General features: G+C 40.6%; 14 protein-coding genes. 7 read left to right on the top strand and 7 right to left on the bottom strand.

What is annotated here, in order from left to right; translation table 11 throughout:
- Positions 1-272: 272 nt before the first annotated feature.
- The 4 genes from LC653_RS08880 to LC653_RS08865 all read right to left on the bottom strand — a co-directional run bounded on the left by LC653_RS08880 (position 273) and on the right by LC653_RS08865 (position 3119).
- Entirely contained in the window at positions 273-740 is a 468-nt protein-coding gene (locus LC653_RS08880) for a hypothetical protein (RefSeq protein ID WP_229494140.1), read from the bottom strand.
- A 39-nt stretch (positions 741-779) separates the two neighbouring features.
- Entirely contained in the window at positions 780-1070 is a 291-nt protein-coding gene (locus tag LC653_RS08875; RefSeq protein WP_308189055.1) for a hypothetical protein, read from the bottom strand.
- Positions 1067-2026 (bottom strand): type I restriction enzyme HsdR N-terminal domain-containing protein, encoded by a 960-nt coding sequence (locus LC653_RS08870; protein ID WP_229494139.1) that lies wholly within the window; start codon positions 2024-2026, stop codon positions 1067-1069. The genes LC653_RS08875 and LC653_RS08870 overlap by 4 nt, the downstream gene beginning before the upstream one ends.
- 196 nt (positions 2027-2222) lie before the next feature.
- Positions 2223-3119: an alpha/beta fold hydrolase gene (locus tag LC653_RS08865; RefSeq protein ID WP_229494138.1), complete on the bottom strand. Its 897-nt coding sequence runs from the start codon at positions 3117-3119 to the stop codon at positions 2223-2225.
- 703 nt (positions 3120-3822) lie between these two features.
- Here LC653_RS08865 and LC653_RS08860 point away from each other — a divergent pair.
- Both LC653_RS08860 and LC653_RS08855 read left to right on the top strand, forming a co-directional pair.
- Complete coding sequence (locus LC653_RS08860; RefSeq protein ID WP_229494137.1) at positions 3823-4404, top strand: hypothetical protein; 582 nt, start codon at positions 3823-3825, stop codon at positions 4402-4404.
- Positions 4405-4583: 179 nt separating this feature from the next.
- The gene (locus LC653_RS08855; RefSeq protein ID WP_229494136.1) at positions 4584-5357 is read left to right on the top strand and encodes an armadillo-type fold-containing protein; all 774 of its coding nucleotides are present in this window, start codon (positions 4584-4586) and stop codon (positions 5355-5357) included.
- Between the two features lie 56 nt (positions 5358-5413).
- Here the strand turns inward: LC653_RS08855 and ftsE are convergent, their stop codons facing one another.
- A complete protein-coding gene (gene ftsE / locus LC653_RS08850) occupies positions 5414-6160 on the bottom strand; it encodes a cell division ATP-binding protein FtsE (RefSeq protein WP_229494135.1) in 747 nt (248 codons plus the stop codon).
- A gap of 181 nt (positions 6161-6341) precedes the next feature.
- Entirely contained in the window at positions 6342-7097 is a 756-nt protein-coding gene (locus LC653_RS08845) for a WecB/TagA/CpsF family glycosyltransferase (protein ID WP_229494134.1), read from the bottom strand.
- A gap of 594 nt (positions 7098-7691) precedes the next feature.
- On the opposite strand from LC653_RS08845, the gene LC653_RS08840 reads away from it, so the two are divergent.
- From LC653_RS08840 to LC653_RS08830, 3 genes are all read left to right on the top strand, one after another.
- The gene (locus LC653_RS08840; protein ID WP_229494133.1) at positions 7692-8411 is read left to right on the top strand and encodes a response regulator transcription factor; all 720 of its coding nucleotides are present in this window, start codon (positions 7692-7694) and stop codon (positions 8409-8411) included.
- Between the two features lie 156 nt (positions 8412-8567).
- Complete coding sequence (locus tag LC653_RS08835) at positions 8568-10241, top strand: SpoIIE family protein phosphatase (protein ID WP_229494132.1); 1674 nt, start codon at positions 8568-8570, stop codon at positions 10239-10241.
- Between the two features lie 3 nt (positions 10242-10244).
- The gene (locus tag LC653_RS08830) at positions 10245-10670 is read left to right on the top strand and encodes an ATP-binding protein (protein ID WP_229494131.1); all 426 of its coding nucleotides are present in this window, start codon (positions 10245-10247) and stop codon (positions 10668-10670) included.
- A gap of 102 nt (positions 10671-10772) precedes the next feature.
- On the opposite strand, the gene LC653_RS08825 is transcribed toward LC653_RS08830, so the two are convergent.
- Entirely contained in the window at positions 10773-11189 is a 417-nt protein-coding gene (locus tag LC653_RS08825; RefSeq protein WP_229494130.1) for a ketosteroid isomerase family protein, read from the bottom strand.
- Positions 11190-11964: 775 nt separating this feature from the next.
- Here LC653_RS08825 and queG point away from each other — a divergent pair.
- Both queG and LC653_RS08815 read left to right on the top strand, forming a co-directional pair.
- Entirely contained in the window at positions 11965-12939 is a 975-nt protein-coding gene (gene queG, locus LC653_RS08820) for a tRNA epoxyqueuosine(34) reductase QueG (protein WP_229494129.1), read from the top strand.
- A complete protein-coding gene (locus LC653_RS08815; protein WP_229494128.1) occupies positions 12914-13552 on the top strand; it encodes an HAD-IA family hydrolase in 639 nt (212 codons plus the stop codon). The genes queG and LC653_RS08815 overlap by 26 nt, the downstream gene beginning before the upstream one ends.
- Positions 13553-13644 lie beyond the last annotated feature (92 nt).

Raw genomic sequence — 13644 nt, 5'->3', positions numbered from 1 at the left:
ATTTAACCAGAAATTGTTTGCATTGCGATCGCTCTTGCAAAAAGTCATGTTTTGATTGGATGCAGAATGTCTGTAGGGTTGATGTTAATTCTACAACCAAAACTGGCGATCGCCCTCTAACATACTGCTTGGATAAATCCCCCTTAATCGCAGTTTTGCCATCTTATGCGCTCCATATACTGGCATTGGTAAGCGAGGCATTTTTAATGCTCCATAATGCAGCAAGGTGAGTTTTAAAGTAGTTTCAACTACCTGTTCTATGGGAGGAGAAATTAAAGCTGGGATTTGGTAACGAATAGGCTTTCAAATTTATAGCTTTTTAACCGTTCTTTAAGTTTTTGTATAAAGTCATCCAACCCCACCTCACAAAGATTCAGAACAGTAATCCGAATTGGTCTGGATGGCTCAGAAAATTTATAATGGCGGCGGTAAACACCACCTCTAGAAAGACCTGTGAGAATCTTACTTTGAGCGCTAATAACTCCGTTGCCAAATAGCAAGGGTGTATCTTCAATTGGAACTTGTGGTTGCCAAAACAACTCTGGATAGTGACGGCTGTTGATGCTGAGTCCTAACTCAAATCCATAATTATTTAAAGCGTTTTCAGCTTCTTCTTTGTAGGTAGCTAATAATTTTGTTCGTTCTTTGTAAAGAATTTTGGTTTGCTTGAGCAATTCTCCCCAGTTAACCCCAAACTTACTAGCTGTTTCAGATGTAACACAGGGACGCAAAGCAGTCATGCCATATTCATACAGCTTTTTACCTTTACCAAATTTAACTTAAACTTCGTCTGGCTCTTGATTGAGTTTTAAAATATCTGCAACTTTTTCTACACCTTCAGACTGTGACAAAAGTTGGGGGTCTTGATAAAATTCATAAACCCCGCCTTGTGCTAATTTCCCAATTCTCTGATGTTTATTGTCTTCCAACAGAGCTTTAACTTGAGGCTCTTTCTGACGAACCTTGTTAAAGCCTCGCTTCATATCACAAAACCAGAATTCTTGACCGACTCGTGAATCTGATAAAGACCAAAGATTATAACTTGCAGATGGTAGCCGAGCTTGTCTCATATTAAATTTTTATATTCTTGGCAAACTCCATCAATACAAAAACACAAGTCTGCTGCTTCTAACTCTGATAAAATTAGAGTTGTTTGACCTAAATATATCTCAAAAGTATTTTTATTTAACTGTTTAAAAAACCGACGACATCCCGAATCTGGCTGTGTGTGCAATCCAGTCATTAATTGACCTAGAATATCTTGATGATTTAAGTAAATTTTTAAACCTTTTAAAATGAGACTGCTGAACTCTATTTCACAATTACCCTCTCCAAAAGCTTTGGGTAAATTACATGCGATCGCTACTTTTTTTCTCACAATAATCAAGCGGTAGCCTTCTCTCGTAGTGCAAGGCTCAAAATCACATTTTTCTAAAACATCCTGCAAATCTGGATGGTGTTTGATTAATTTTTTTATTAAGTTATATTTAGTATTGGTTAAAATATTTGTTGTATTTTTATCGATATTTTTCACACAATCAAAGTTTAGTTTATTATAAAATTTTGAAGCAACATCATTATTTTTAAGTTTATCTATATTTATATCAAATACCAATTCATTTTTATAGCAATATAGACATTCAAAAACCTTAATATCATATCCGTTAGTGACAATAAAAAATAGTGTATTAAAATGATTAATGTAAAAATTAGCTTTCTCGATGGCATCATTTAATTTAGTTTTTTTGGGTTCTATTACTTCAATAAAAACAAGTAAATTACCTGTATTTTGTTGCTGAATATCATCTTGAATATAATAAATATGACTATTTTCTGGCTTTTTGCCGTATTTTTCTGATTTAGATGTTTTTAAAGGGTATTCACGATGACATTTTTCTGGATAACAGAGATAGTGCAACATTGGGAAAACAAACTTTTCTTTTACATCATTTTCATTTCGTAAAAGACGATGGTTAAAACCTTGTATCCATGTGATAAATTTTTTAATTGGCTCTGGAATAGTCATCAGATAATTTACCTGCTAGTATAAATTTGCTAGGCCTTATTTTGTTTGTGTAATTAGCAATTTATCAAGTCAGGTTGAGTAGTATAGTTATTTTGAATACTATAATGAAACCAATCGTCATAAATAATTAATAAAGATACTCGTAGGGGCGCACAGCCATCTATGCACCCCTACCGATGTACTACTGAACAAAGCACTAATTAAGCAAAGGCAAAAATTGGCGAATTAACCCAATTGTCACTGCTGGCAACTCCAACTGCGGTGTTAACCCCACATCTTCCAACTGTTGAAAAAATCGGATCGCTTGGGGATTAATTTCGGCAAGGCGGCGACCAATTGAGGGGCCTGTAAATTCTGACCTTTGTCCCCAAATAATGGCGGTGGGAGTGGTTAGTTGTTGAATGTAAAGGGATAAATCAAAGCATAAATCGCCACGGACAAAGGAGAGTGCTGCATACTCAGCATTAGGCTGTTGGGCAGATTGTAAATAAGCATCTACAATTTCTTGGTACACTCGATTAGACTGAGCAAATTGCCGTTGCTCTAAGAAGCTGCGAATACCCCCACTGGTGCCTACTCCAGTGCTGTAAAGTAAACGGTCAACAAGGGGAACGCTGATTAACTGGGCAAAAAAACTACGGGAGTAGTCTTCGCCAAAGTCGGAAAGTCCGGCTGGGGTAGTGAGAATTAAAGACTTGAATAAATCAGGATGATCTGATGCTACTCGAATTGTAAAGGCTGCGGTCAAAGAAGAAGCGATCGCTGTTACTGGCCCGGTACAAGTCTGCTCGAAAAACTCCCGAATCGTAGTTAAATAATCTTCAATCTTATAACTCCGTGCCGGATGCTCAGACCTACCCCAACCGATTAAATCTGGCGCAATGACCCGATATTCGGCGGCAAAAGCCGGATATACTTTCGACCACTCATAAGCAGAAGATCCACCACCAAAGCCGTGCAGAAACACTAAAGTTTCCCGATCATCTTTTGTTGTAAAATTGTCCTGCCAAGGTGACTTAGCGGCTGTATAATATACCATTCTACCTAGTGAGGTATTTATAGACCGTTGTTCAAATCCTGGTGGTTGAAACATAAGTACTTTTTGTTGACTGTAGTTATTAAGTAGCACGAGTAACAAATTGTCCATAAAGATACGTAGATACGTAGAGAGCATTTGATAATTTATCCGGGTCACCGAAGAGGCAGAGGGGAAGGGGGCAGTTCTTGCTGGGGGAGCAAGCCTATCCCTTGAGCGTGAAGCTTGATCGGAACATGGGTATGAAGCCCCATCATAAAGGACGCTTGGCTATGCACGGAGTACAAGCTCCGTCTCAGCCTCTCCCCCCAGCTAATAGCTCCCTGCTCCCCTGCCTCTTTTGACCGCATCTTTTTTGGTCACCCCAGAATACTTACCTATTTAGTTCAAACTCCTTACTCATTGTTATTATCAGCGAACCAATCACTTTAGGACTTCTTCCTACCATCAGATTAAGTAGATATAAAATTACTGGATTACTTGTAAAGATTTGGTGATTTTTTTTCATAATAAAAAGTAAATGAGCGTTGAAATTACTGTTTTATAAGGGTTTTTCATGGTAGCAAGCATCACTAAAACGTGAATATAACATAAGTTTTTATGCTAGTCTATCAAGAAACTCATAAATAATTCTGAGCGTCAATAAGATTCAAAATTCTCATTTTAAAAAGCTATTAATTCTAGTTAGACATGTAGAAACATAGCTTTTGATGTATTACTAAATCTATTTATTATCTAGGTAATGGTAAGGCGGGATGTCATGGTAAAGCAGGCTACTCTTCAATTAAATAAACTACCAACGATTGAAGACGCTAAATTTGCGCTTGACTTTAATATACAAAATGAAATTAAAGCTTCAGCTTGGGGGGATCAGGTCGAGTCAGCTATTGACGCTGGCAGAGTGACTGTACCTACTTGTATTTGTTTAGACTTAGAAGACTTAAAGTGTTTTGAACCAGTAGAGCGCCAATATGAACGCTGGGGAGTAATTTTTCACAATTCTATAGCAATACAGCCATCAAATCCAGCATTTCCAGCCTATTCAGGGCTAACAGTTTTAATGGGAGCGCCCAAAAGCGGATTTTTAGAAGCTACTTTCTTGCATCCGGTTAATTCGGTTAGCGCCTTTGTCACTAGTTCGCAACGGCTAGTGCTTTCCGCCTACGATCGCGATCGGCAACTCATCGCTCAAACTGCACTACCAAGCGCCAATCTTGCCAATTCAGACTCAGCAATTTCCCCCAATACCTTATTATCTATAACTGCGAATAACATCTACAGCGTTACCTTCTGTGCTTTTGATGGCCAATTTACCCTTGATAACTTTCGTTTTTGTCTTTAAAAACCCTTTATGCCCTTGCTCTGAGGCATTTAAAATGGTATCTTGATTTCCGCCGTGCTGTACTAGTCTACTATGCTGTCCTTAAAAACCGGGCATCTTCTGGTTTGGGTCTTCACCCTTTCTTCAACCGTAGTAAAACTTATACAATAGTTAATTTCGTAATCAAGTAGGTAAACACTGTGGCACAGGCTTCGTCTTCTTGGCAGCAATTGATCAACCAGATTCCCAACTGGAACTGGTCGCATCCATTGTTCAAGACAAAGGGAGCAACAAAGCAGCAAACATTTAAGCGCTTCTCTGGGCCTGGAGGCTTTCTTGGGTTCTTGACAATCGTCGTCGCCATGTTGTTGTGGAACTGGATGCTGCTATTGGCTCTTTTAATCGGCGTTGGGATAATGGTATTGGTTTACTCAATGCAGGAGTGGGACTGGCAATTACACTGGTCTAAGATACGTAAGTTCTTAAACAGTTCAAATCGTCGGTTAGCTTTAGCAGTCATAAGTGGTGGTCTTGCTACTGTCACTACTTACATGGCCGCTGCAATTTGGGTTGACTCTCACAGTTCCTGGATTGCTGCTGGTGCTATTGTGCAAGGCGTGGGAACACTATTAACTTTAATTTTATTGGTCTGGCAAATTGTCAACTTCTATGGAAATCGAGAAGAAGACCACCTCGATCAGTTGTTGGTAAATTTAACAGAAAAAGATCCATTAAAGCGGATGATTGCCCTACGTCAACTAACTAAAGTCATCAGCCGTAAGCGAGTTGATTCTTCAGTGCAGCAAGATGTTGTGGAATGCTTGCAACTCCTACTCAGTCGAGAGGAGGAAGTTGCCATCAGAGAGGCAGCTTTTAAGAGTTTACAAGCCTGCGATCGCTTACAAGTTCTACCCCCCAAAACAGCAGCAACTTTCACACCCGTATCAGCTAAAATCAAACACCACGTTTTTTAGTCCTTTGTCCTCTGTCCTTTGCAAATGACTAATGACCAAGGACTAATGACAAATGACTATTTTCGAGACAACTGTCCATTGCGAACTTGCACTACCGGATGATTGCATCGCCGTACCAATTGTTCATCGTGGGTACTAACAATTACTGTAGCTCCAAAGGAATTTAACTTCTGGAGAATCTGGATCACTTGCCAGGAATTATCTGGATCGAGATTTCCAGTTGGCTCATCCGCCAACAGCAGGGGTGGTGTACCAACGATCGCACGAGCAATACTCACCCGTTGTTGCTCTCCTCCAGACAGTTGATCTGGAAAGCAGTCAGCTTTACTCAGCAAACCCACCAGCTTCAAGGTTGGTTCTAAACGTCGTTGAATTTCTTTACGGGTATACCCTTGAGCTTGCAGCACAAAAGTTACATTTTCTGCTACTGTTCGTTGAGTAATCAGTTTGTAGTCTTGAAACACAATCCCAATCCGTCGCCGCAATAATGACAAGCGATCGCCCCGTAAACCTGCTACATTACATCCATCAACAATTACTTCTCCCTGCGTCGCTAACTCCTGGCCATACAGCAGTTTCAAGAGCGTTGATTTACCAGAACCACTTGGCCCTGTGATAAACAAAAATTCTCCCTTTTTTACCTCAAGGTTCGCATTCAACAAGGCGTGACAGCCATTAGTATAAGTCTTGGTTACAGATTGCAATTGCACCTTGACAGTAGTATTGCTACCGTGCTGTTGAGTTTTATTGTCCTCTCTATGAAGGGATTTGTCTTTCTTAACTTGAGTTGTTAATACTGGCATTGTTAAATTTTCCTTATCCCCACAACCAAATAGCTTACGGGTTTAGATTTGACATTCCCCTCAAAAATAAGGATTCCCAGGTTTGGACTGGGAATTGAAAATTTAACAAAGAAAATTTAAATTTTTTGAAGACTTCAATACTAACTAAGTAATAGCACCCATAACTCCCCACTCCCCACTCTCAACTAATTGCACCCCTTGCTGTCAAACGATAAACAAACGCTTTCACAGCAAACGCTGGCAAAGCCAACATCCGCCGCCAACGCCAAGGTTCTTGATAAAGACGATACAACCATTCCAAATTATTATTTCCTAACCAGGCGGGAGCGCGAGTTTTAGTTCCCGACCAAATATCAAAACTACCACCAATACCAATCCAAATTGCTTGAGGACACAAATGGCGGTTTTCGGCAATCCATAACTCTTGACGTGGCACTCCCAAACCGACAAAAATCACTTGTGGCTGCAATTGAACGAGGGTTTCTCGCAATTGTGCTTCTTCTTCTGGGGAATGGTAGCCTGAGTGAGTGCCTACTATACTCAAATCTGGAATTTGCTGCTGCCAAAAATCTGCCGCAGTTGAGGCCACTCCAGGCGCTCCTCCGTAGAAAAATACCTTTGCCCCTGTCTTCTGTTGCCCGATTTCTTGCAAAAGTTTTTCTGCTAGTTCAATCCCCGGAAAACGCTGCACTTTTTGCCATAACAGCCATCGCAAATACAGAACAACCCCTGCTCCATCTGGAATAACTAGTTCAGCATTTTTAATGACCTGAGCTAGGATTTTATTCTGCTCTGCCTGCATAGTCATTTCTGCATTGAGCGTTACTACATGAATTCCTTTGCCTGTACGCAGGCATTCTAACAACCAGCCTGGATAGTTAGCCATCACATGAACTGGTATTCCCAACACTGAAAATACTTCATTGCCTTTAGACATAGCCTATTCTGGATTAACCTCACACCAGATTTACTTGAATGTTAAGTTTATCAAATTTTTTATAAGTATGGTAGGCTGAAAACCTTGGAGGAACAGGCACGTAGTGTCGTATTCCGTACTTTAGACCAGGGATGAAAACCACCGACGCTTTCCTTTATCCTGCTGTAATGCAATCTTTTACAACTGATTCAAGTATCTTATGTAATTAGAACTTAGGCAGGAGAGATTCCCATTGCCCTGCAACAATAGAAAGCATAAGTGAACTATAGGACTTACGCACAGGAGATCCCCAACCCATTAAAAAGGGGGTTTTTAAGATCCCTCCCTTTTTTTAAGGGGGGTTAGTTAGGGGGGATCGAGGTTTCAGGTTTTTAATGCGTAAGTCCTGAACTAATTAGTCTTGGGCGCTTGTACTTGGGCTGAACCAGTCCAAATTTTATTGTTGAAGTGTAATATTCACTGAGTATAAAACGCTCAACTCGCAACTCTAGTTCCGGGAACAGAAGCCCCCACTATACTGCTTACAGTTAGTGTGGGAATATGTCACGAAACTCGACTTTCTGGTTAAGGTAGTGTAACGGGCTGAAGTTGGCTATGAGTAAAATTCGTATCGCTCTGATTGAAGATCATGACCTAACTCGTGTAGGTATTCGGACAGCACTACTACAAAAGGATGACATTGAAGTTGTAGGTGAAGCTGCTAATGCTGCCGAGGGGCTAAAGATGTTAAAAATGGTACAACCAGATATTGCCATTATAGATATTGGTTTACCAGATAAGGATGGCATTGAACTGACACGGGAGGTAAAATCTACTGCTAATGGGCAACAGCTATTAACAAAAGTGTTAATTTTGACGCTGCGGGATAACAAAGAAGCTGTTTTGGCAGCTTTTGCGGCTGGTGCAGACTCTTACTGTATGAAAGATATCAAATTCGATAATTTGCTGGAAGCAATAAGAGTAACTTACAACGGCAACGCTTGGATTGATCCCGCGATCGCTCGGATTGTATTACAACAAGCGCAACAAAATCCCCAAAAGTTAGAATCAGCTTTTGTAGATACCAAGACCATTGCCTCTAACCCTGATTATGTCGAGAATCTGGAAGGAATTCAACCTTACACCCTGACAGAAAGGGAATTGGAAGTGCTACAGTTGATTGTCGAAGGTTGTAGTAATGCAGTAATTGCCGAAAGGCTTTACATCACTGTTGGGACTGTTAAAACTCACGTTCGCAATATTTTGAATAAGCTATGTGCCGATGACCGTACCCAAGCAGCAGTCCGCGCCTTGCGTTCTGGGCTAGTAGGATAAGGTTAAATTGAGTGAACAGTTATCAAGGTTTGAAACACTGATAACTGATAATTGATAGCTGTTGAAAATGATTAGTTATTAATTTTTTGTTGATTCTCAGGTGGGATAAAAATTATATTATCTCGCCATTCAAATATGTGAAAACTAAAGTCAAATATGGCGGATATTGGGGTGGACAAACTTAAGCTCATGGTGGTAGATGATGAGCCAGATAACTTAGATTTACTCTACCGCACTTTTAGGCGAGATTTTCAAGTATATAAAGCCAATCATGCCTTTGGCGCTCTGGAAATCTTGGATCAGTTTGGTGAAATGGCGGTGATTATTTCTGACCAAAGAATGCCAGAAATGAATGGCACTGAATTTTTTAGTCGCACCGTAGAGCGCTTTCCAGACACCATTCGGATTTTGTTAACTGGTTTTACTGATGTCGAAGATTTGGTGGACGCGATTAACTCCGGTCAGGTATTCAAGTACATTACCAAACCCTGGAATCCTGAACGGCTCAGAGCCTTAGTTGAGCAAGCCACTGATACATATCGTCTAGTTAAGAAGCGCACCCAAGAGTTGGGTCGGGCCCTACAGCGAGAATCTTTGTTTAATGCTGTAACAACGGCAATTCGGGAGTCTCTAGACTACGACAGTATGCTGCAAAAAATTGTAGCAACTATTGGACAAACATTTGAAGCTAGCAATTGCTTGCTCAGACCAGTAGAGGGCGATCGCCTTACACAAGACCAGTTCTCATACCGCGATCCGAAATCAGATGTATCAGATTGCTTATTCGACCCCAGTGTTTTAATTGAAAAAGTGCTGGAAACCCGTCATTATCAACTTGCTCAAGATGTATATGAGGGTAATCCTTCTCACCACCTGGTAGTGCCACTTAGCTATCAGCAGCATTTATTGGCTGTGCTGGTTCTCCATCAATGGGGACGCGATCGCCCTTGGCAAGACGAAGACATCCAACTGATTGCAGGTGTTGCTGAACAAGCAGCCTTAGCCCTCTCTCAAGCAAAACTCTACCAGCGCCTCCAAGAAAAGCAGCAGCAGATTCACAATGAGTTAGAGGTAGCCCGCCAAATTCAATACAACTTGCTACGTCAAACTTTACCTGATATCAAAGGTGTAAAAGTGCAAGCCTGCTGTTACCCAGCGCGGGAAGTAGGAGGCGATTTTTTTGAAGTTTTTGTCCATCCCAAAGGCGACTTGTGGTTGGCAGTGGGTGATGTCTCTGGCAAGGGCGTCCCAGCTGCTTTATTTATGGCTAGTATTATTTCAGTTTTGCGCCGGGAATTATCTCAAGAAGCACCAGCCGAGCCAAATGTGGTCATGCAGAACCTCAACCACGCTCTCAGTGAAGATTTGATCAGCAACAATTATTTCATCACTCTTGTGTTAGCCTGTTATACCCCTACCACTAAGGAACTTGTCTACACTAATGCTGGTCATATTTATCCACTGTTATGGTCACGCCAAGGTGCTTTAGCCAACAATCCCAATTACCTGAAAGTTCGCAGCGTTCCTTTAGGGATCTTGCCTAAGTGGCAGGCACAGTCTGGTCGTTTGGTTCTCGCTGCCGGAGACACATTGTTACTGACCAGCGATGGAATTACAGAAGCAATGGTATCAAATAATTTTGACTCAACAGTAAAAACCGAGTCTGGCGTTGACCCAGTTAACCGTTCTATGCTGAATCAAGATGGTCTTTGGCAACTCTTGCAACAAGAGCAACAACCCCTTTCTCTTAACCATTTACTAGCTCGCATCCAGGCAGACAACCACGTTCAAGAAGATGATCAAACTATACTTTCACTGGAGATTTTGTAAGTAATGAAAAGTGAGCTTCACGTACCAAGTGACTTGAGTTTTCTTAATATTGTCGAAACCTGGCTACTGGGATGTTTGAAAATCCAGTTAGGAGAATCTGTGGACTGGTCACGGCAATCAAGCCGTTTGAGGCTGGCTTTAGTAGAAGCCTACTCAAATGCAGTCCGTCATGCCCATAAGGACAAACCAAATTTACCGATTTTACTGCGTTTGGAAGTGAAAGACCGGGATCTTGCCCTCGAAGTTTGGGACTACGGCGAAGGCTTTGATATGTCTGACTACTATGCTCCAAACCCTATGGAAAAACAAGAAGGTGGTTATGGTTGGCTAATTATGAATCGTCTCATGGATAAAGTAGACTACCAGTTGCAGATTGATGGTGCCAACTGTCTAAAGTTAGAAGCTACTTTACCCGAATTAGTGAAATAGACAAAATTTATTACTTTTCAAGTAATGTGTTATGTGAATTTCCTGTGATTAGATTTTGTTTGGGGTACGATCAAACATTGCCTAAGCTTTTATACTTATTTGCTAGTTTTCACGACGTAAAGAAAGTAACTCTTGGGGAGAAGCTAAAAGTTTGATTTTAGTATATGAAATTTGTCGTTGTTGATTGAGGATAAATAACCACAAGACATTTACACTACACCACGAAGTTTGTGCTTTGCCTGTTACTTGGACTTGAATCGTAGCATTTTCTAAAGTCTCAGCTATTCCGGTGTTGGGATAAGCTTTAATGTTTTGGCATTCTTGTTTTAAGTAGGCTGCGATCGCATGTGTTCCCACAATATCAGATTTAAATGGTGGACGCATCACACCATCTACGGCAAATAAGGCAGCAGTTGCCTCAAATTCTCCTGCATTTAAGGTTTCAAAATAACGCAGTACACTTGTTTCTGTAATTCCCTCAATCTGGAATTCTTCTTTCAATTGTTCAGCAGAGGTCACGTTGCTTCGCTCCGAATTCAAAATTAAAAATTAAAAATTCAAAATTAACAATCTCCATAAATAATAAATTTATGGCAATGTATCCTTTTTTACTTTAATCAGAGAATTATCTGTATTATGCTACCTAAATATTAATTTCAATACAAAAATAGCTAAAAAGAAACCTGCTGTTGAGATATTGCCACATTTGTATAAATCTTCCTCACGATGGTTGAGATGTTGCAATATAGCGGTTCTCAATTGCATGGGAATACAGACCACTCGTAGGGGCTAAGCTTTGCTCATGCGTGTCAACTTAACGTTAAAAGGGCGGTTATAAACCGCACGCCAGTTGCAACAAGAGTGGCTCGCCGCCCAACGCACTGGCTTGTCTACACGAGACAAAACCTGCCTCCGTGGGTTAAGCAATCAAAGATTTTGTATTAGTCCACGGAGGTGGACGAGAGCGAGAGTGCCGCGAATTCCCTGAGCCAAGGCAAAAGTAGACACCAATGAGCAATGCTGTGCCCCTACCATATTTTGAATCCAAACGATAACTGCTATAAAAAAAATTATATAAGTAAGTCGGCACAATAAAAGCAAACTGTGTGAAGAAAAGTAAACAAGGCTCAAACCCTTTTTCCCCCACCAAGAACTGCCCCCTACCCCCTGCTTTATCCCAACGATAATTATTTATGCCGACCTACTTAGAATAAGCAACAAATGTTAATCAAAGGTATTGACTACGTAATGTAGAATTAAATCGCCTTTATTTAGGCACAATCTAGATAAAAAAATGAATCAGTATTCCGTAACAAGCAGCAATGTAGTGAAAGAGAAAGCCAGCGAGTTGGGCTTTCACAAAGTTGGAATTGCTGCTGTAGATAGGGTAGACACCACAGAAGCGCAGAGGTTACAAGCATGGATTGAACTGGGTTATCACGCCGATATGGAATGGATGGCTAACCCAAAACGCCAGGATATTCGCTTAGTTATGCCAGAGGCGCGATCGCTAGTGTGTGTGGCGCTAAATTACTACACACCACATCAACGTCCAGAAGGCGAGGAATACGCCAAAATTTCTCGTTATGGCTGGGGAAGGGATTATCACAAGGTGATGCATAAAAAACTTAAGCAGCTAGCCAGATGGGTAGAATCACTTGAAAAAGGTGTATTAGCTCGTTATTATGCAGACACTGGCCCAGTGCAAGATAAAGTGTTGGCTCAACTTGCCGGAATTGGTTGGATTGCCAAAAATGGTAATGTGATTACACGAGAATATGGCTCTTGGGTATTTTTGGGAGAAGTGTTGACCAATTTAGAATTAGAGAGCGATCGCCCGCATACAAAACACTGCGGTAGCTGTACTCGTTGTCTTCAGGCTTGTCCTACGGGTGCAATTACTCAGCCTTTTGTTGTGGATGCTAATCGCTGCATTGCTTATCATACGATTGAAAATCGGGCAGAGGAATTACCAGAGGCAGTGACACCTCATTTACAAGGCTGGGTTGCTGGTTGTGATATTTGCCAAGATGTTTGTCCTTGGAATCAACGTTTTTCCCAAACAACTGATATTGCAGAGTTTCAGCCAAATCCTGCGAATATTGCTCCCAAACTGCTAGAATTAGCCCAAATCTCAGATCAGGAGTGGGATAAACGATTTCCAGCATCTGCCTTGCGGCGGATTAAGCCAGAAATGTTACGACGCAACGCCCTAGCTAATCTTGACGCATCCAGGCGAAATAATGACCCCGAAAGTAATTATTTTTGATTTTGATGGCACTATTGCTGATACAGTAGATGCTCTTGTAAGTATTGCCAATCGTCTAGCTGTAGACTTTGGTTATAGGCACATAAGCCCAGAGCAATTATCCTTCCTTAAAAACTTAACATCTAGGGAAATTATTAAGTACTCAGGAGTTTCTCTATTTAAGATACCTTTTTTAGTTAAAAAAGTGAAAGGAGAATTAAAAAACAAAATCCCAGAATTAAAGCCTATTCCGGGAATTAAAGAAGCATTAATCGAACTCCAAAATGAAGGATATAAACTGGGAATTATCACTTCTAATTCTAAAGAAAATGTGACGCAATTCTTGACAATCAATGATTTAAATCACTTATTTGATTTTATCTACTCAGGAATTACGATTTTTGGTAAAACAACCATAATCAATAATGTATTAAGGCAAAATCAACTCCAACCTCAAGAAGTTATTTATGTCGGAGATGAAACCAGAGATATTGAAGCATCAAAGAAAGCAAATATCCAAGTGATTGCAGTAACTTGGGGCTTTAATTCACCGGAAGTATTAGCCAAGCAAAATCCAGATTATTTAATTCAGCGGCCTAGCGAACTACTAGAAGTGATGAATGGTCGTCATTAGTCATTGGTCATTGGTCATTGGTCATTGGTCATTAGTCATTAGTCCAAAAGAAACCACGTCTATAAGGGACGTGGTTTGAATTAGTCTTAATT

This window comes from Nostoc mirabile CHAB5784 (assembly GCF_020829645.1).
In the GTDB taxonomy this organism is placed as follows: Bacteria; Cyanobacteriota; Cyanobacteriia; order Cyanobacteriales; family Nostocaceae; genus Nostoc; species Nostoc mirabile.
The sequence above is the reverse complement of the archived record's forward strand: the minus strand, read 5'-3'. Positions and strand labels throughout refer to the sequence as shown.